The organism is Streptomyces sp. NPDC050423, assembly GCF_040655445.1.
Taxonomy (GTDB): Bacteria; Actinomycetota; Actinomycetes; order Streptomycetales; family Streptomycetaceae; genus Streptomyces.
Genome location: NZ_JBFAJY010000004.1, coordinates 121,639 through 138,787 on the forward strand (window position 1 = coordinate 121,639; position 17,149 = coordinate 138,787).

The window sequence follows — 17,149 nt, forward strand, 5'->3', positions numbered from 1 at the left end:
CACCTCTCCAGGTCGCGGGTCACCAAACGTGGACATAGCCTCGCAAACGTGATCTCGCCCGTGAGCCGAACCCGGATCCTCATACCGGGCCGGGCCCTGCTCGCCGTCCTGATGGCGGTGTGCTGGCTGGCCCTCCCCTCCGTGCTGACCGCGCGCGCCGACGCCCCCGTCACGCTGTCCCGGAACGGGCAGATCACCGACAAGGCCGGCGCGCTGGGAGACCGCAAGGACCAGGTCGTCTCCGCACTCGACCAGCTGTACGACAAACGCCGTGTCCAGCTCTTCGTGGCGTACGTCCGTGACTTCTCCGGGCGGTCCGCGCAGAGCTGGGCCGACGAAACGGCCAACCGCAACGGGCTCGGACGCGACGACATCCTGCTCGCCGTCGCCACCCACGACCGGCAGTACGCGTACTCGGTCGACCAGGGCTCCCGCTTCACCGACGCCCAGCTCCACGATGTGGCGAGCACCGCCATCGAGCCGGCGCTCAAGGAGAACGACTGGGCGGGCGCCGCGATCGGGGCGGCCGACGGGTACTCCGCCGTCCTGACCGGCGCGGCCGTGCCCACCCCGACGATCACCCCGGGTGCCGACGCCCCGGGGACGGGGAATTCCGGCGGGACGTCCGTCGGGGACCTGATTCTGCCGATCGTGGTCGTCGTCGGAGCCGGGGCGGTCGCCGTCTACGCGTACACCCGGCGCAAGCGGCGCACCGCCACCCGTACGACGCCCGGTGCGACCGGCTGGGGACCGGGAGGCACCGACCGGAGCGCGTCACCGCAACCGCCCACTCCGCTGCCGGAGCTCGACGCGCGGGCCAAGGAGACGCTGGTCGACACGGACGATGCGGTCCGCACCAGCGACGAAGAACTCGGATTCGCCACGGCCCAGTTCGGAGAAGAGGCCGCGGCACCGTTCACCGAGGCCGTCACCTACGCCAGGAGCGAGCTGACGGCCGCGTTCCGGTTGCGCCAGCAGCTCGACGACGCCTTTCCCGAGGACGACGCCACCCGCCGGCAGATGCTGGACGAGATCATCAGCCGCTGCGAGGAGGCCAACACGCGCCTGGACGCGGTCTCCGAGGACTTCGACCGGCTCCGCGCGCTCGAACGCAACGCCCCGCAGGCACTCGCCGCGGCCGAGACCGCGTTCCGTTCGCTCGCCGGCCGGGTCTCCGCGGCCGATGCGACCCTGACCTCCATGCGCAGCCGATATGCGGAGTCGGTCTCGGCCCCCGTCGCCGGCGACATCGAACAGGCCAAGGACCGGCTCGTCTTCACGACGTCCTCGCTCAATCAGGCCCGGCAGGCGGTGGACGGCGGTGACAGCGCGGCCGCCGCCGTATACGTACGGGCCGCCGAGGGCGCAGTCCGCCAGGCGGCCACCCTCGCCGACGCCGTCGACCGGCGCGCACGGGAAGCCGAGGAGGCGGCGGGCAAGCTGCCGGCCGCGCTCACCGAGACGGAGACGGACCTGGCCGACGCGGGCGGGCTGCTGGAAGGCACCGCCGAGGGAGTGCCCACAGCGGACCTCCGGGGCCGGATCGCCCGTGCGCGGTCCGTGGTCCGCGACGTGCGGGAGGAGCTGCGGGCCGGTCCGTACGACCCGATCGACGCGCTGCGCCGGGTGGAGGAGGCGGACGCCGCTCTGGACGAGGCGCTGGCCGGTGCGCGCGAGCAGGAGCAGGGCAACCGGCGGGCCCGCTCGCTCCTGGACCAGGCGATGCTCACCGCTCGCTCGGCGATCGGCGCCGCCGCCGACTACATCAGCACCAACCGGGGAGCGGTCGGCAGTCAGGCCCGGACCCGCCTGGCGGAGGCACAGCGACGGCTGGAGCGGGCCCGCGAGCTGGCCGGGACGGATGACGCGCAAGGGGCACTGGCCGAGGCGCACCAGGCGGACTCACTGGCCAGGCAGGCGCAGAGCACGGCGGAACAGGACGTGCGGGCGTACGGGAACAGGAACGGTCCGGGCGGTGCACAAGGAGGGGGCAGCGGGGGCGGGGGCATGGGCGGTGCGGTCCTCGGCGGGATCATCCTCGGCGGCCTCCTGGGCGGGGGCGGCCGAGGAGGCGGATTCGGGGGCGGATTCGGGGGCGGATTCGGAGGGGGAGGCGGCCTCGGCGGCGGGGGCGGCGGGCCGGGCAGCTTCGGCGGCGGGGGTACCCGTGGGCGGCGGGGCGGCGGCGGCCGGTTCTGACCACCCCGCGCTCGCGGCGGCAGCGTGCGGATCACTCGTATCACCAGGACGCATACGCAGCACTGGACACACAGGAGAGGTGCCATGACGAAGCAGACGGTTCTCGGACGCGTCACCCAGCTGGCGAAGGCCAACATCAACGCGCTGCTCGACCAGGCCGAGGATCCGCAGAAGATGCTGGACCAGCTGATCCGCGACTACACGTCCAACATCTCGGAGGCCGAACAGGCCGTGGCCGCCACGATCGGCAACCTGCGGCTGATGGAGCAGGACCACCGGGAGGATGCCGGGGCCGCCAGGGAGTGGGGTGAGAAGGCCCTCGCCGCCAGCCGCAAGGCGGACGAGCTGCGCGCGGCCGGGTCGGCGGCCGACGCCGACAAGTTCGACAACCTGGCCAAGGTCGCGCTCGGCAGACAGCTTCAGTCGGAGAAGGAGGCGAGCACCGCGGAGCCCACCATCGCCTCGCAGACGGAGGTGGTGGACAAGCTCAAGTCCGGCCTGGACCAGATGAAGGCCAAGCTGGCTGAGCTGAAGTCCAAGCGGGACGAGCTGGTCGCACGGGCCAAGTCCGCCCAGGCGCAGAACCAGATGATGGATTCCGTCAAGAACATCAACGTCCTCGACCCGACCAGTGAGATCAGCCGGTTCGAGGACAAGGTGCGGCGTGAGGAGGCGAAGGCGGTGGGAAAGCAGGAGCTTGCCGCTTCGTCCCTGGACGCCCAGTTCGAGCAGTTGGACACGCTGGGGGCCGGCGCCGAGGTCGAGGCGCGTCTCGCGGCACTGAAGACGTCCTCATGAGTCCGGGCCTCTTGAGCCCCGGCCGGGCCCCTGTTCAGAACATGCTCAGAAGCTCCTCCACCGTGCGCTCCGCGGCCGGCCGGCCATCGGGCAGCGGCAGTTCGAACCAGACCGTCTTGCCTCGCGGTGTCCGCCTCGATCCCCAGGCCGCGCTCAGCAGGCCGACCAGTTGCAGACCGCGGCCGCCCTCGTCCGTGTCGCGTGCCCGCCGTCGTCGCGGCTGGACGAGACCCGCGTCCCATACCTCGCACACGAGGGTGCGGTCGCGCAGCAGTCTGAGCCGGATCTCGCCCTCGCCGTACCGCAGGGCGTTGGTGACCAGCTCGCTGACGAGCAGTTCGGTGGTGTCCACCAGGTCGTCGAGGTCCCAGGCGAGCAGCTGGCCGCGGGCGAGCTCGCGGGCGCGGCCGACCGAGCGGGGTTCGGGGGGCAGCCGCCAGTCGCCGACGGCTTCGGCCGGCAGCCCCTGGATGCGGGCCATCAGCAGGGCGATGTCGTCCTCGCCGTGGCGGGTGTCGAGGCTGCTCAGCACCCGGTCGCAGACGTCCTCGAGAGGCCGCGCGGGTTCGACGAGTGCGCCGCGCAGCGCCTCAAGACCCTCGTCCAGCGGATGGTCGCGGGACTCGACGAGGCCATCGGTGTAGAGGGCGAGGAGGGCGCCCTCCTTGAGTTCGACCTCGACTTCCTCGAAGGGTTCGCCGCCGACGCCGAGCGGCATCCCGGGCGGGACGTCGAGCAGCAGCGCCGCTTCACCCGGCTCGACCACGACCGGGGGAAGATGACCGGCGTTGGCGAAGGTGCACCGCCGGGTGACCGGGTCGTAGACGGCGTAGATACAGGTCGCCAGATAGACCTCGGAGAGGTCTGCCTCGCGGGACTTGTGGGCGGCCCGCGAGGGCCACTGGGCGCCGCCGATCCCGCCGGACGAGGTGCTGCCACCGGGGGTGCCGAGGCCCCGGGCGACCTCGTCGAGTGCGGAGAGGACCTCGGCGGGTTCCAGGTCGAGCAGGGCCAGGGTCCGTACGGCGGTGCGCAGTTCCCCCATGGCCACCGCGGCGCGCAGTCCGCGTCCCATCACATCGCCGACGACGAGGGCGGTGCGGTGCCCGGGGAGTTCGATGACGTCGAACCAGTCGCCGCCCACCTCGGTCGCCGTGTTGCCGGGCAGATAGCGGCAGGCGATGTCGAGGCCGGCGGCCTCGGGGTCGCCGGGGGGGAGCAGGCTGCGCTGGAGTATCAGGGCGCGCTCGTGCTCGCGCCGGTAGAGGCGGGCGTTGTCGATACAGACGGCGGCGCGGGCGGCGAGTTCGGTGGCCAGGGCCCGGTCCCGTTCGCCGAAGGGCTCGCTGCCCTTCGTACGGGAGAACTGCACGAGGCCGACCACGGTGTCGTGGGCGACCATCGGCACGGCGAAGGTGGACTGGACGAATCCGCGGTCGTCGCCGGGCACGTCCTCGACGTGGCCGGTGCGCAGGGCCATGGCACAGGGCGAGTTGAACGGGTAGCGGTGCACCGCGCCGAGTACGGGCGGTCCGGCGGCCGTCCCGGCTCGCGGGGCGTCGCCGGCGGCGGTGTCGGGCATGGCGTCCGACACGGCGCTGGCGAAGGCGACGCGGCGCAGTTCGGCGGAGCCGCCGACCGCTTCCTGACGGAGCGAGCTCCAGCTGCCCGGCGGCGCCTCCTCGCCGGTGACGAGCGCCTGGTAGAGGTCGACGGAGGCGAGGTCGCAGAAGCCCGGTACGGCGACGTCGAGGAGTTCGCGCGCGGTGGTCTCCAGGTCGAGGGAGTTCCCGATGCGCGCACTGGCCTCGTTGAGCAGAGCGAGGTTGCGCCTGGCGCTGGCCGCCTCGCGGGCGGCGATATGGCGCCGGGTGACGTCGGTGGCCAGTCCGGCGACGCCGATGGGGCGGCCCGTTCCGCTGTGCACCCGGTACAGGTTCATCGACCAGTGGCGGCGCTCCGTGTCACCCGGGGCGGTGCCGACGAGCTGGAGGTCGGTGACGGACTCGCCGGTCGCCAGGACACGGCTGAGCGTGGCGCCCAGCCGGTCGGCCTCGGCACCGGCGAGGTAGTCGTGGACGGTGCGGCCGCGGTGGTCGTCGGCCCGGCCGCCGAAGACGGTGGCGAAGCGATCATTGGCCCGCAGCACGGTGAAGTCGGTGCCGAACAGGACGAAACCGAAGGGAGATTGGCCGAAAATCGCCTGCGAGGCCGCGAGGTCGGTCTCGATGCCGCGGAGCGCGCGGACGTCCACGACGATGCAGACCGCGGCCCGTTCGCCCGTCGCCGTCTCACTCGGCATCACATAGATCTCGGCGAGCCCGTGCAGTCCGTCCTCGCCCGGTACCCGGAAGGGGACGAGACCCGTCCACTCCTTGCCGTCGAGCACCTCGCCGATCCGGCGATGACCGTCCCGGCGCAGCTCGCCGGGCAGGAAGGCCTCGACCGGGTCCTTACCCACCGCCTGGTGAGCGGCAACGCCAAAGAGACCGGCGGCCCGGCGGCTCCACTGCTCGATCAGACCGTCGGGGCCGATCGAGAAGGAGGCGACCCTGATGTAGTCGTAAATCGAGCCAGGCGGACTGCTCTGCCACACGACGTCGCCCGCTGTCCCAGGTATTTCGCTCACGCGACCGTCCCCTCCAGCTCACACACCGGACCGGTCCTGCCCGCAGTATTCAGCACTACGGCCCTCACCGACACGGCGTTCACGATCACAGCACGGTCTCAGTCCCTTTCAGCCAGGTTCTGCATGACCTCTGGTGATCGCTGTTCGTCCCACCCCACTCCTAACCAGGCAGGGCCAGCTCGAACCACACCGTCTTGCCACTCTTTCCGTGCCTGATCCCCCAACGCCGGGCGGAACAGGCCACGAGCTGCAGTCCTCTGCCGCCTTCGTCATCGGGTCCCGCCGTACGTTCGGTGGGCGGATCCGGAAGCGGATCGGAGACTTCCACCAACAGGCCGGGGTGGGCGGCGGGGCCGTCACCGTTGAGATGAGGGCGCACCAGTCGCACATCGATGGGCCCCGAGGCATAGCGCATGGAGTTGGTCACCAGCTCGCTGACCAGGAGTACGGCCACATCCCCGACCACCGTGTCGAGCCCCCAGCCGCACAGCGCCTCGTGGACGGCGTGCCGGGCCGTGCGCACGGCACCGGGAACAGCCGGAAAGCTCCACTCGGCGCAGTCGCCTTCGGTATCGATCACGCCGATCACTTCCCAAGACCAGCAACGGAGAACGTCCTGTTTACGGGGGTTAAGCAGGACATACCCGATATTCAGCACGGGATACCGCCCGGCGCCGACACGTGGGGCGTACGGGTGTAAGGCCATGCGCACGAACGGGTGTGCGCGCGAAGAAAGGGCGCACGGGCATCGGTGCGCGCCGCACGGCAAGCACCCCGCTCAGTGGCGTGCGCCGCCAGGCAGTCGCCGTACGGCTTCGGCGACAGCGGGCCGGTCCTGCTCCAGCCAGTCGACGCTGTCGCTCTCGCCGGGGCCGAGCCAGCGCAGCTCGTCGTGGTCCTGAAGCGGCGCCGGCACGCCGGACACCAGACGGGCCGTCCACACCCGGAGCACATAGCCGGGCTTCAGCGGCCACTCGCCGGGGATGCGCTCCAGCGGCTCCGTCTCGATGCCGAGCTCCTCGCGGAGTTCGCGCACGAGCGCCTGCTCGCCGCTCTCCCCCGGCTCCACCTTGCCGCCGGGCAGTTCCCAACGGCCGGCCAGCTCGGGCGGGGCGCTTCGGCGCGCGGCGAGCAGCCGCCCCCGGTCGTAGACAGCCCCGGCCACCACCACACGATCACTCATGCCCCGGAGCGTAATACCCGGCCCCGGCACCGGAGATACGGCGGACTGCCGGACCGGCGGGCCGGCGCACTACGGCCGCGCGGTCTGCCCGATGCGCTCGACCCAGTAGAGCTGCTTGTGTCCGCGTTCATCGAGCTTGTCGGCGGTCCGCTGCGCCTCGTCCTGCGTGGCGTACCTGCCCACGCGGTAGCGGCTGCCGTTGTCGTCCTGCCGTATCACCAGCCAAGGGAGCACGGCACCGCTGTCGCTCATCGTGTCCCTCCCGAGCATTGCGCCCCTCCCCTGAACGGCGTGCATGTTTCTAAGGATCCCCAGGAAACCGCAGTACGCATATGCCCGAGCGTACGCCTGACCTTCACGGAACGAATACGTAATTGCACAAAGAGATACGGATCCGGCCAGGAGTGGACCAACTCCAGGGGGCGCATCCAACTGGATGCGCCCCCTGGGCGGTTCGGGCCGAACCAGGCGGCCCGCACTCGGGGACTACGCCTCCACCGCTCCCGCCCCCGCGCAGCAGCGGCCACCAGCGCCTCAGGAAGGCCCGGCACGGGAAGTTAGGAGCAGGACATGACAAGCCATCACAGATGACGATCGCCCAGCCGTTACGGGACCCGGGCGGGCGTCAACTCGTGGTCACGGGCGCCGGACGGGCGCCACCAGGGTGACCGAGGCCTTCCGTGGCCGGTCACCTGACAGGCAGGTGGTAGGCGATCCGGTAGCGATCGGCGGGCACCACGACATCGGCGGTCTCGACCGGCCGCCCCGATGCGTAGTACGTGCGCTCGATCACCATCACGACATGGCCCGGCACCCCGCCGAGCGCCAGGAGCTCCTCCGCCAGCCCCGGGCGCGCGCCGACCTGTTCGGCCACGTTGTCCACGACCACGTCGATCGCGGCCATCCGCTCGACCACCCCGCAGCCGCCCAGCGGGCCCTCCTCCGGCAGCATCACCGGCGTGCGCCCCGTGACCGCGAGGGTCTCCCAGGAGGTCGAGAGCATCATCGGCTCGCCCGCCTCCCGGAACACGTAGCGCGTCCGCATGACACGGTCGCCCGGCTCGATCCCGAGCCGTTCGGCGATCTCCGGGCTCGCCCCCTCCTGCTCGCTCCGGGACTCCCAGGTCCCCCGCGCCCCCTCCGCGGTCTGCTCCTGCCGGAACGGGCTGGCACCGGTCTCCGAACGGAAGCCGGAGCGGGCGATCCGGCGCGGGACCGGGCGCTCGCGCACATACGTACCGGAGCCGGAGCGGCCCTCGACCAGCCCCTCGGCCATCAGCACCTTGCGCGCCTCCAGCGCGACGGTGTCCGAGACCCCGTACTCCTCGCGGATACGCGCCTGCGACGGCAGTCGCGTATGCGGCGGCAGTGAACCGTTGACGATCTTCTCTCTCAGATCGCCCGCAACGCGCAGATAGGCGGGCTGCTCACCGAAAGTCACAAGCCACTCCCCAAGAGGTTGACAGACTGCAACAGCGTGGCAACCCTCGGTTCCGGACCGCAAGCGCAGGCCAGAGATTCACTCGAAGTGATGATTCGCCGTCGACGTGCGCATACCCGGCACGAGCCGCCAGGGCGCTTGCGGCCATCGTCTCGACGGCGAGCTGACGGCCGCCGCCGGCCGAGAGCTCTCCGGGCGGCAGGAGCTCCCCGCCCTCCTCCTGGCATGCTGGCTGCCATGGCCACCGCATACCGCTGCCCACAGGACGGAACCCGTGCTGACGTCACATCGCTGACCTGGTGCTGTCCGGTCTGTCGCGGCCCCTGGGACCTCGACTTCGAGATCGCGGGCCCCCTCCGTCCCGAGGCCCTGGCCGGCCGGGTCAACTCGCTCTGGCGCTACGAGGAGGTGCTGCCGCTCGCGTCTCCCACGACCACGCTGGGCGAGGGCCGCACCCCGCTCGTGCCGCTCACGGGTACGGTCTCGGCCAAACTCGACTTCCTCATGCCGACGCTCTCCTTCAAGGACCGCGGCGCGGTGATGCTCGCCGAACTGGCCCGTCGCCTCTCGCCCGAGCGCGTGGTGGCGGACAGCAGCGGCAACGCGGGCACCGCCGTGGCCGCCTACTGCGCCCGTGCCGGGCTGCCCTGCACGGTGTACGTCCCCGAGGGCACGTCCCCGAAGAAGACCGAGCAGATCCGGGCCCATGGAGCCCGGCTGGAAATCGTCCCCGGAGACCGCGAGTCGACCGCCCTGGCCGCCCGAGCCGCCGCCGACACACCCGGCACCTTCTACGCCTCGCACGTCTTCAACCCGTACTTCCTGCACGGCACGAAGACCTACGTGTACGAGCTGTGGGAGGACCTCGGCGGCAGGCTCCCCGACGCGCTCGCCGTACCGGTCGGCAACGGCACCCTGCTCCTGGGCGCGGCGCTGGCCGTCGCGGAGCTCCGTGCCCAGGGCCTGATCGACACCGGTCCGGCCCTGATCGCCGTGCAGGCCGAGGCCGTCTCCCCGTTGGCCGCCGCCTTCCGCGCCGGGGCGGACGTGCTCCCCGACACCCCGCCCGGCGCCCTCTCCCCCACCCTCGCCGAGGGCATCGCCATCCCGCGGCCGCCGCGGGCCCGGGCGATCCTGGCGGCGGTGCGTGAGTCGGGCGGCACCTTCCTGACCGTGACCGAGGATCAGATCCGCGGCGCACAGCTGGATCTGGCCGCCCGAGGCTTCTACGTGGAGACGACGGGCGTCGCCTGCTGGGCCGCGGTCGGTGGCTGGACGGACCGCGGCGTCGTCGTACCGCTGTGCGGCGCGGGCCTCAAGACGGGGCTCGCGGCCTGAGCCGGGCCACCCCCACGTCCTCGGGCCCACCGCTTCGGCCGGATCCTCGTTCGGCCGGCTGCCTCATCAACCGTTCACCCGCGCGCCGTGCGCCGCCGCGCGGTGCACGTTTGCCTACGTTCGTACCGTGAGCCTCTCGCGCATCTCTCTCCTCACGTCACTGGTCGCATGCGCTCTGATCGCGCCCTTGCCGCCCGTCTCCTACGCCTCGCACCGGGCCGCGTCCGCTGCCGCCGCTCCCGATCCCGACGTGGCCTGCGGCCTCGACACCGACCCCGCCTGGGCCCCGACATCCACCACGTTCGGCGAGGCCGAGGGCTACGACCCCTACGTCGGCAACGGATACCTGGGCCACCGCGTGCCCGCCGCGGGCGCCGGATACGCGGAGCCGGGCGAGAAGACCGGCTGGCCGCTGTACACGCCGCGCTACGACGGGGCCTTCGTCTCCGGACTCTTCGGCCGCGACCCGGACCTGGCGGCCGGCCGCGAGGTGGCCGCCGCGCTGCCGAGCTGGACCAACCTCGACGTACGCGTGGGCGACGAGACGTACGGCTCCGCCACCCCGGCGGGCCGGATCTCCCGGTACCGCCAGACGGTGTTCCTGCGCTGCGGACTGGTGCGTACGTCGTTGCGCTGGACGACCGCCGACGGCCGCGCGACCGACCTGACGTACGAGGTGCTGACCGACCGCGCCTCCGTGCACACCGGCGCCGTACGACTGCGGATGACCCCGCACTGGAGCGGCACGGCGACGGTCACCGGCCGGCTCGACCCGCGCGGCGCACGCCGGATCGCACTCGATGACGACGGGACGTTCCGCACGCGGGGCACCGGAACGGCCGGCGCGATCGTGCAGACGATGCGCCGGGACTCCGGCGTCACGGGCCGAACCTCCGACACCTCAACCCCGGTCGCCGGCACCACGACCGCGAATCCGTCCCAGGTGAGCGCCGGGCGCACGTATACGTTCGAGAAGTACGTCGGGGTCGACACCACGCTCACCTCGCGCGCCCCGCGCACCACCGCGCGCGAGACGTCCCGGCGCGCGGCTCGGCTCGGCTGGTCCGCCGTCCTCGCCGAGAGCGCCGCCGTCTGGCGCCGGGACTGGTCCGCGGACGTCCTGGTACCGGGCAGCCCTGACCTCCAGAAGTGGCTGCGCTCCGCGCAGTACGGGCTCCTCGCGTCCACCCGCACCGGTTCCCGCGACAGCATCGCCCCGGCCGGGCTGACCAGTGACAACTACGCGGGCATGGTGTTCTGGGACGCCGAGACCTGGATGTACCCCGGGCTGCTCGCCACCCGTCCCGAGCTGGCCCGTTCGGTGGTCGAGTACCGCTACCGCACCCGTGACCAGGCCCGTACCAACGCCGAGAAGCTGGGTTTCGAGGGGCTGTTCTACCCCTGGACGAGCGCGAGCGAGGGCAACCTCTGGTCCGAGTGCCAGAGCTGGAACCCGCCGCACTGCGTCACGCAGAACCACCTCCAGGGCGATGTCTCACTGGCCGTCTGGCAGTACTACCTGGCCACCGGCGACCGCGACTGGCTGGCCGGTCACGGCTGGCAACTCCTTCAGGGAATCGCGGACTTCTGGGCCTCGCGCGCCACCGCGAACGACGACGGCAGCTACTCCGTGAAGGAGGTGGCGGGCCCGGACGAGTACAGCAACGGCGTCACCGACGGGGTGTTCACCAACTCCGTCGCCGCGACCGCCCTGCGCAACGCCACCCGCGCGGCGCAGCTCCTCGGCCACCCCGCTCCGGCCGGGTGGAACAAGGTCGCGGACGGTCTGCGCATCCCGTACGACCCGGAGCGCAAGCTCTTCCTCCAGTACGCGGGCTACGACGGCTCGACGATCAAGCAGGCCGACACCGTGCTGCTCATCTACCCGCTGGAGTGGCCGATGGAGCCGGGTGCGGCGGCCGCGACGCTCGACTACTACGCGGCTCACACCGATCCGGACGGCCCGGCGATGACGGATTCGGTCCACGCGATCGACGCGGCCGCGATCGGGGAGCCCGGCTGCGCCACGTACACCTACCTCCAGCGTGCCGTGCGCCCGTTCACGCGCGGTCCGTACGCCCTCTTCAGCGAGGCGCGGGGCGCGAAGTCCGGCGCGCAGGATCCCCTGTCCGGGTTCCCCGCCGAGGACTTCCTCACCGGAAAGGGCGGCTTCCTCCAGGTGTTCACGCACGGGCTGACGGGGTTGCGGCTGCGGGAGGACGGGGTACGGCTGGACCCGATGCTGCCGCCGCAACTGCGCGAGGGCGTCACGCTGACGGGCCTGCGCTACCAGGGGCGTACGTACGACATCGCGATCGGCCCCCGGACGACGGAGGTCCGGCTGACCTCGGGTGCCCCGTTCACCCTCGACACGCCCGCCGGCCCGCGTCTCCTGTCCACCGCGCTCACCCTGCCGACCCGGCGCCCCGACCTCACCCCGACCACCGACGCGTCGCGTTGCCGCCCGGCGACGGCGACCTCGGAGACCCCCGGCCTGTACGCGGCGGCGGCGGTGGACGGCAGTACGGCGACGGCCTGGTCCCCGGACGGGGCGACGGGCACGCTGACCGTGGACCTGGGGCGGACGGCGGCGGTGACGGCGGTCGTGCCGGAGTGGACGGACGTACGCCCCGCCACGCACCGGCTGGAGAGCTCGGCCGACGGGGAACGCTGGGAGCCGTACCGGGCGGGGGCGGTGGCCCGCGAGGTGCGGGTGACGGTCCGCTCGGCGGATGCGGACGAGCCCACGGGCGTACGGGAGTTGAGGGTTACCCAGCCGTAGACGATCCGGGTGCCCCGGTGGGCCCGGCGGGTCGCCCGGCCCCGGTGGGGCACTCCTCGGCCGAGCTGCGGGCTGTCGGCCGGCCGAGGAGGATTCCGCCCAGCACCAGGACGAGCCCGCACACCTGTCTGAGGGTGAGCGACTCCCCGGCGATCAGGGTGCCGAGCAGCACTCCGGTCACCGGGTTGAGCAGTCCGACCAGGCCGACGGTCGCCGCGGGCAGATGGCGCAGGCCCGTGAACCAGGCGGCGAACGCGACCGCGGTCGCCACCACGGCGACGTAGCCGAACCCGAGGACGGCCGGCCCGTCGAGCGCGGGCGGCGCGCCCTCCACCACGGCGGCGAGGGGCAGCAGCAGGAGGCCACCGGCGATCAGCTGCCAGGAGGTCGAGGCGAGCACGTCGGCACCGGCGCCCCAGCGCTTGACGAGGATGTAGCCGAGGGACGACATCAGCATGGCGGCGACCGAGGCCAGCACTCCGCGGGCGTCGACGGAGACCGAACCGGTCAGCAGCATGAGGCACACCCCGGCGATGCCCGCGGCGGCGCCCAGCAGGGGCAGCAGGCCCGGCCGTTCCGCGACCAGCGCCCAGGCGATCAGCATCATGGCCACCGGCGAGGCCGCCATGATCGTCGAGGCGGTGCTGGTGGGAAGCAGTTGCGCGGCGACATACACGAGGGCGAAGAACCCACCCATGTTGAGGACTCCGAGGACCGTGGCCTTCCACCACCAGGAGCCGCGGGGCAGTTCCCGCCGGACGGCCAGGAGCAGCAGGCCGGCGGGGAGGGCCCTGATCGCGGCACCGTACAGCGGGGTCTCGGCGGGCAGGTAGGCGTGGGTGACGTAGTAGTTGGTGCCCCAGGCCACCGGTGCGATCGCCGTGATCAGTACCCATCGCAATGTAGCTTCCATGGAAACTATTATGCCTTCCACGGAAGCTATAGTGAAGCCATGCAGGATTCCTCCCCCGCCTCCCCCGCATCCCCCTCCTCCTCCGCCTCCTCCCCCGCCCCTCAGCCCCTGGACCACGTCGCGCGCATCCAGGCGGAGTGGCACCGTGAACGCCCGGACCTCGATGTGAGCCCACAGGGCGTGATCGGACGGCTGCACCGGCTCGGCCGGCTGCTCACCGAGGAGCTCTGCGTGGTGTACCGGCGATTCGGCCTGAGCGAGGGCGAGTTCGACGTGCTGGCCGCTCTGCGGCGGGCCGGGGCCCCGTTCGAGCGGGCCCCCGGGGAGCTGGCGACGCACACCATGGTCACCACCGGCGCGATGACCAAGCGCATCGACCGTCTGGAGCACGCCGGCCTGGTCACCCGCCAACGCGCGGCCGGGGACGGCCGGGGCCGGGTCGTCGCCCTCACCGACGCGGGCCGGGAGCTGATCGACCAGGCGTTCACGGAGCACATGCGCAACGAACGCCGCCTCCTGGACGCCCTGACCGGGGACGAGGCGGCGGCGCTGGAGCCGCTCCTGACCGCGTGGCTGGCGCGGGTGGAGCCACCGCAGGAAGGCTGAACCCGCACTCGTCGGGCGACGGGCGGAGGGCGGCGACCTCCGCCCGGCTGCGCCGCCGACCGGTCCGGACGGTCAACCGGTCCGGACGGTCAGACGGGAGGCCGTGGCCGTGTCTCCAGGACCGTCGCGGTCCCGCCCGCCTCGGCACTCTCGTACAGCGTGATCCGGTCCCCGGGGACCGGGTGGCCCCACCTGCCCGGGTCCTGCGCCGTACCGCGGGCACTTGGGTGAATCCCGGCCGGGCCGGGAATAGCGGGCGCGGGCCACTGTTGGCCACTGCATGACTTCTGAGACGCGTGAGGCATTCGGACGGGTCGGAATCTGGAGCAGCGCCCTGCACGGGTCGCGGGCGGACGACGCAGGGAGGCAAGCGATCACGGAAGCCGTCGCCGAGCTCGAAGAGCTGGGGTACGGCACGCTCTGGATCGGCGGCAGCCCCTCGCCCGACGACGCCGCGGCGGTCGTCGCCGCCACCCGTAAGGCCACCGTGGCCACCGGCATCCTGAGCATCTGGGACCACACGGCACAGGACGTGGCGGCACGGATCGCGGCGATCGACGCGCAGGCGCGCGGGCGGTTCGTCCTCGGCCTGGGCGTCAGCCACGGCCCGATGGTGCCGCAGTACGCGAAGCCGTACAGCGCGATGGTCGCCTACCTCGACGCGCTGGACACCGCCACCCCGCCCGTGGACTCCGGGCATCGGGTTCTCGCGGCGCTCGGCCCGAGAATGCTGAAGCTGGCCACCGACAGGGCGCTGGGCGCGCACCCCTACCTCGTCACCGCCGAGCACACGGCGGAGGCGCGCGAGGCACTCGGCCCCGACGCACTGCTCGCCCCGGAGCTGTCCGTCGTGCTCGACACCGACCCCGACCGGGCCCGCACCACCGCGCGGACCATGCTGGGACGGTACCTCCAGCTGCCCAACTACACGGACAACCTGCTGCGCCTGGGGTTCGTGGAGAGCGACTTCGAGGGCGGCGGCAGCGTCCGCCTGCTGGACTCCCTCTTCGCCCTGGGCGACGCCGAACAGGTGAAGGCCCGGACCCAGCAGTACCTCGACGCCGGCGCCGACCACGTCGCCCTCCAGGTACTCACCGCGGACGAGGGTGGCGCCGGCCTGCCGAGAGCCGAATGGCGTGAGCTGGCCGAGGTCTTCGGTGACGCGCTGTAGCCGGTCCGGTCGGGGCGGGGCGGGGCGGGGCGGGGGGCCGGGAGCGGGGGGCCGGGAGCGTCACCGTGCGTGGGGTAGTTGTCCTTGCAGTAGAGGGTGTGCCAGGGCACTGAGGAGGTGTTCCAACTGGGATCGGCCAGGTCGATGTCGGGGTAGTTGATGTAGGACCCGTCGCTGACCCTGCCGGTCACGGGGACACCCCGGTGTCCCCGTACACGTCCCGGTAGAAGTCACGGACCCAGGCGAGACGGGCCGCGTCGTCGGCCTCGTCGAGCCAGACCGTGTGGAAGTCGGCCTCCATGACCGAGTCACGCCGGGCCACCTCGGTCCGTCCGGGCGGGACCGTGTTCACCTGACCCCGTACCCGAACAGCTCCAGGCCGTCACGGCGGACACGAAGTCCGTCACCAGGCCGTCCGCGCCCGGGACGTCCGCGTCGATCTGGACGATCACGCGGAAACTGCCCGCGCTGCGGTGCGCCGCTTGCAGGATCGCGTACAGGTTCACCTCCGGGGTACCGGCCGCGCCGTTCCGTTCGTGCCGGACCTCGAAGTCGCGCAGCAGCGTGGTGAACACCCCCTCGGTCATCCGCTCGTCCCAGGCCCAGACGACCACGCACGCCAGGAGCCTTGCGGGGGCGCGCGGCAGCAGCCGGGATCGGTACCGGTGGTGGCGTCCGGTGCGCGCGGCCAGTACTTGGTGACGACCCCGAAGTTGCCTCCTCCACCGCCGGTGTGCGCCCACCACAGGTCGGAGTTCGGATCGTCCGGTTCACGGGTGGCGGCCACGGTGCGCACGGCGCCAATGGCCGTCGACGACCACCACCTCGACGCCGCAGAGGTGGTCCACCACGGATCCGTACCGGTGCGAGAGCGGCTCCGCCGTTCGGCCGGACGGCTCTGCCGCGGCTGCGGCACCCGCTCCGCGGCCGGTCGCCGGCGCCGGCACCGTACCGCCGGCAGCCAGCGCCCCGGCGGCGGCGAACAGGCCGCGCCGGTTCACTCGCGGACCATCCCCCGGCCGGTCCGCTGAACCGGCTGCACTGACTGAATCCGTCTGCGGTTGTTCCCTTGGGCCATTCCAGTCACTGCACACGGAGCAGACCTGGTCATTCGCGCTAGGGGCCCCGTAACGGCGTGGGGATTCCCGGTGAGCCTCACCGTGTGCTCAGCTCCCGGACGGGGGGCCTTGTTGCGGGCCGAGGGCCGGTTCGAACGCGGCGGTGTAGCGGTCGAAATGGCCCTTCCAGGCATCGGTGGCGACGGTTTCACCAGTTTCACCAGCGAGGTGGCTCAGACAGATCTGCCAGCCGGCCGCGTTGCGGGCAGCGATATCCGGGGGCGTCTCGTCGGTGAACACCAGGCGGGTGCGGCCGTCCGGCTCCGGCGTCAGGGTGAAGCGGAGGGTTTCCTCGCCCCAGGTGTAGGCGAGAGTGTGGGGCTCCTCCGCTTCCAGGACAATGCCGGTGAGGGTCATGTCGGTCCCGGGGAACGGGAAGCTGATCCTGGCGCCGGCCTCCCAGGAGTCGGCGATGACCTCGGACGGAAACCACGCCTTGAGTTCCTCGCGGTCGGTGATCGCACGCCAGACCGCCTCGGGAGGCTGGGCCAGAACCCGTTCGAAGCGCAGAACCGGCCGGGCACCGCCCGTGCTCAGCGTGACCTCGGCCGGGTCGGTCGGGTCCATGGAGTCCGTGGGTCCTGTGGGTCCTGTGGGTCCTGTGGGTCCTGTGGGGGTGTTCATGATGCTCCTTCCTCCAGATGCCGGCCCAGGCGGTCCAGGCTCGTGCTCCACAGGCTGCGGTAGGAGGCGAGCCACGCATCGAGCTCGGCCAGCGGCTCCGGGCGTATCCGGTACAGCCGCCGCTGGGCGTCGACCCTGGCCTCGACCAGCCCGGCATCGCGCAGAGTGCGCAGGTGCTTGGATACGGCCGGCTGCGTCAGCCCCAGCGCGTCGACCAGCTCACCAACGGGCCGCTCGCCGTCCTTGAGGAGGTCGAGTATGCGCCGGCGACTGGGCTCGGCGAGTACTGCGATGACGTCACTTGCCGGGGTACTCACCAGACGAATATACGACGCCAGCTATATGCC

Annotated in this window: 17 protein-coding genes; 6 read left to right on the top strand and 11 right to left on the bottom strand. The window is 72.1% G+C overall.

Annotated features, from left to right (window positions below):
* The first annotated feature begins 111 nt into the window (after positions 1 to 111).
* Complete coding sequence (locus AB0I52_RS04925; protein ID WP_363069151.1) at positions 112 to 2,199, top strand: TPM domain-containing protein; 2,088 nt, start codon at positions 112 to 114, stop codon at positions 2,197 to 2,199.
* Positions 2,200 to 2,283: 84 nt separating this feature from the next.
* Positions 2,284 to 2,997 carry a PspA/IM30 family protein gene (locus AB0I52_RS04930; protein WP_363068974.1) on the top strand — a complete coding sequence of 238 codons (714 nt, stop codon included), beginning with the start codon at positions 2,284 to 2,286 and terminating at the stop codon, positions 2,995 to 2,997.
* A 34-nt stretch (positions 2,998 to 3,031) separates the two neighbouring features.
* Here AB0I52_RS04930 and AB0I52_RS04935 read toward each other — a convergent pair whose 3' ends face one another.
* From AB0I52_RS04935 to AB0I52_RS04955, 5 genes are all read right to left on the bottom strand, one after another.
* Positions 3,032 to 5,593, bottom strand: coding sequence for a SpoIIE family protein phosphatase (locus AB0I52_RS04935; RefSeq protein ID WP_363069153.1), 2,562 nt, complete (start codon positions 5,591 to 5,593; stop codon positions 3,032 to 3,034).
* Positions 5,594 to 5,786: 193 nt separating this feature from the next.
* The gene (locus AB0I52_RS04940; RefSeq protein WP_363068976.1) at positions 5,787 to 6,215 is read right to left on the bottom strand and encodes an ATP-binding protein; all 429 of its coding nucleotides are present in this window, start codon (positions 6,213 to 6,215) and stop codon (positions 5,787 to 5,789) included.
* A gap of 189 nt (positions 6,216 to 6,404) precedes the next feature.
* A complete protein-coding gene (locus AB0I52_RS04945; RefSeq protein WP_363068978.1) occupies positions 6,405 to 6,809 on the bottom strand; it encodes a (deoxy)nucleoside triphosphate pyrophosphohydrolase in 405 nt (134 codons plus the stop codon).
* A 69-nt stretch (positions 6,810 to 6,878) separates the two neighbouring features.
* A complete protein-coding gene (locus AB0I52_RS04950; protein WP_363068980.1) occupies positions 6,879 to 7,079 on the bottom strand; it encodes an SPOR domain-containing protein in 201 nt (66 codons plus the stop codon).
* A 418-nt stretch (positions 7,080 to 7,497) separates the two neighbouring features.
* Positions 7,498 to 8,250: a GntR family transcriptional regulator gene (locus AB0I52_RS04955; RefSeq protein ID WP_362955739.1), complete on the bottom strand. Its 753-nt coding sequence runs from the start codon at positions 8,248 to 8,250 to the stop codon at positions 7,498 to 7,500.
* A gap of 225 nt (positions 8,251 to 8,475) precedes the next feature.
* On the opposite strand from AB0I52_RS04955, the gene AB0I52_RS04960 reads away from it, so the two are divergent.
* Positions 8,476 to 9,588: a threonine synthase gene (locus tag AB0I52_RS04960; protein WP_363068982.1), complete on the top strand. Its 1,113-nt coding sequence runs from the start codon at positions 8,476 to 8,478 to the stop codon at positions 9,586 to 9,588.
* Between the two features lie 127 nt (positions 9,589 to 9,715).
* Positions 9,716 to 12,370 (top strand): discoidin domain-containing protein, encoded by a 2,655-nt coding sequence (locus AB0I52_RS04965; RefSeq protein ID WP_363068984.1) that lies wholly within the window; start codon positions 9,716 to 9,718, stop codon positions 12,368 to 12,370.
* Here the strand turns inward: AB0I52_RS04965 and AB0I52_RS04970 are convergent.
* Positions 12,357 to 13,283 carry an EamA family transporter gene (locus AB0I52_RS04970; protein ID WP_363068986.1) on the bottom strand — a complete coding sequence of 309 codons (927 nt, stop codon included), beginning with the start codon at positions 13,281 to 13,283 and terminating at the stop codon, positions 12,357 to 12,359. The two genes, AB0I52_RS04965 and AB0I52_RS04970, sit on opposite strands and share 14 nt — an antisense overlap.
* 39 nt (positions 13,284 to 13,322) lie before the next feature.
* Here AB0I52_RS04970 and AB0I52_RS04975 point away from each other — a divergent pair, with 39 nt between their 5' ends.
* Positions 13,323 to 13,889, top strand: a complete 567-nt coding sequence (locus tag AB0I52_RS04975; RefSeq protein ID WP_363068988.1) for a MarR family transcriptional regulator — start codon at positions 13,323 to 13,325, stop codon at positions 13,887 to 13,889.
* 280 nt (positions 13,890 to 14,169) lie between these two features.
* Positions 14,170 to 15,060, top strand: coding sequence for an LLM class F420-dependent oxidoreductase (locus tag AB0I52_RS04980; protein ID WP_363068990.1), 891 nt, complete (start codon positions 14,170 to 14,172; stop codon positions 15,058 to 15,060).
* Positions 15,061 to 15,247: 187 nt separating this feature from the next.
* Here AB0I52_RS04980 and AB0I52_RS04985 read toward each other — a convergent pair whose 3' ends face one another.
* The 5 genes from AB0I52_RS04985 to AB0I52_RS05005 form a co-directional block, all read right to left on the bottom strand.
* The gene (locus tag AB0I52_RS04985) at positions 15,248 to 15,382 is read right to left on the bottom strand and encodes a hypothetical protein (RefSeq protein WP_363068992.1); all 135 of its coding nucleotides are present in this window, start codon (positions 15,380 to 15,382) and stop codon (positions 15,248 to 15,250) included.
* Positions 15,369 to 15,674: a hypothetical protein gene (locus AB0I52_RS04990; protein ID WP_363068994.1), complete on the bottom strand. Its 306-nt coding sequence runs from the start codon at positions 15,672 to 15,674 to the stop codon at positions 15,369 to 15,371. Before AB0I52_RS04990 ends, AB0I52_RS04985 begins: the two co-directional genes overlap by 14 nt.
* Positions 15,675 to 15,830: 156 nt before the next feature.
* Positions 15,831 to 16,061: a hypothetical protein gene (locus tag AB0I52_RS04995; RefSeq protein ID WP_363068996.1), complete on the bottom strand. Its 231-nt coding sequence runs from the start codon at positions 16,059 to 16,061 to the stop codon at positions 15,831 to 15,833.
* Positions 16,062 to 16,226: 165 nt separating this feature from the next.
* Complete coding sequence (locus tag AB0I52_RS05000; RefSeq protein WP_363068998.1) at positions 16,227 to 16,802, bottom strand: SRPBCC domain-containing protein; 576 nt, start codon at positions 16,800 to 16,802, stop codon at positions 16,227 to 16,229.
* A complete protein-coding gene (locus AB0I52_RS05005; protein WP_363069000.1) occupies positions 16,799 to 17,119 on the bottom strand; it encodes a metalloregulator ArsR/SmtB family transcription factor in 321 nt (106 codons plus the stop codon). The genes AB0I52_RS05000 and AB0I52_RS05005 overlap by 4 nt, the downstream gene beginning before the upstream one ends.
* Positions 17,120 to 17,149 lie beyond the last annotated feature (30 nt).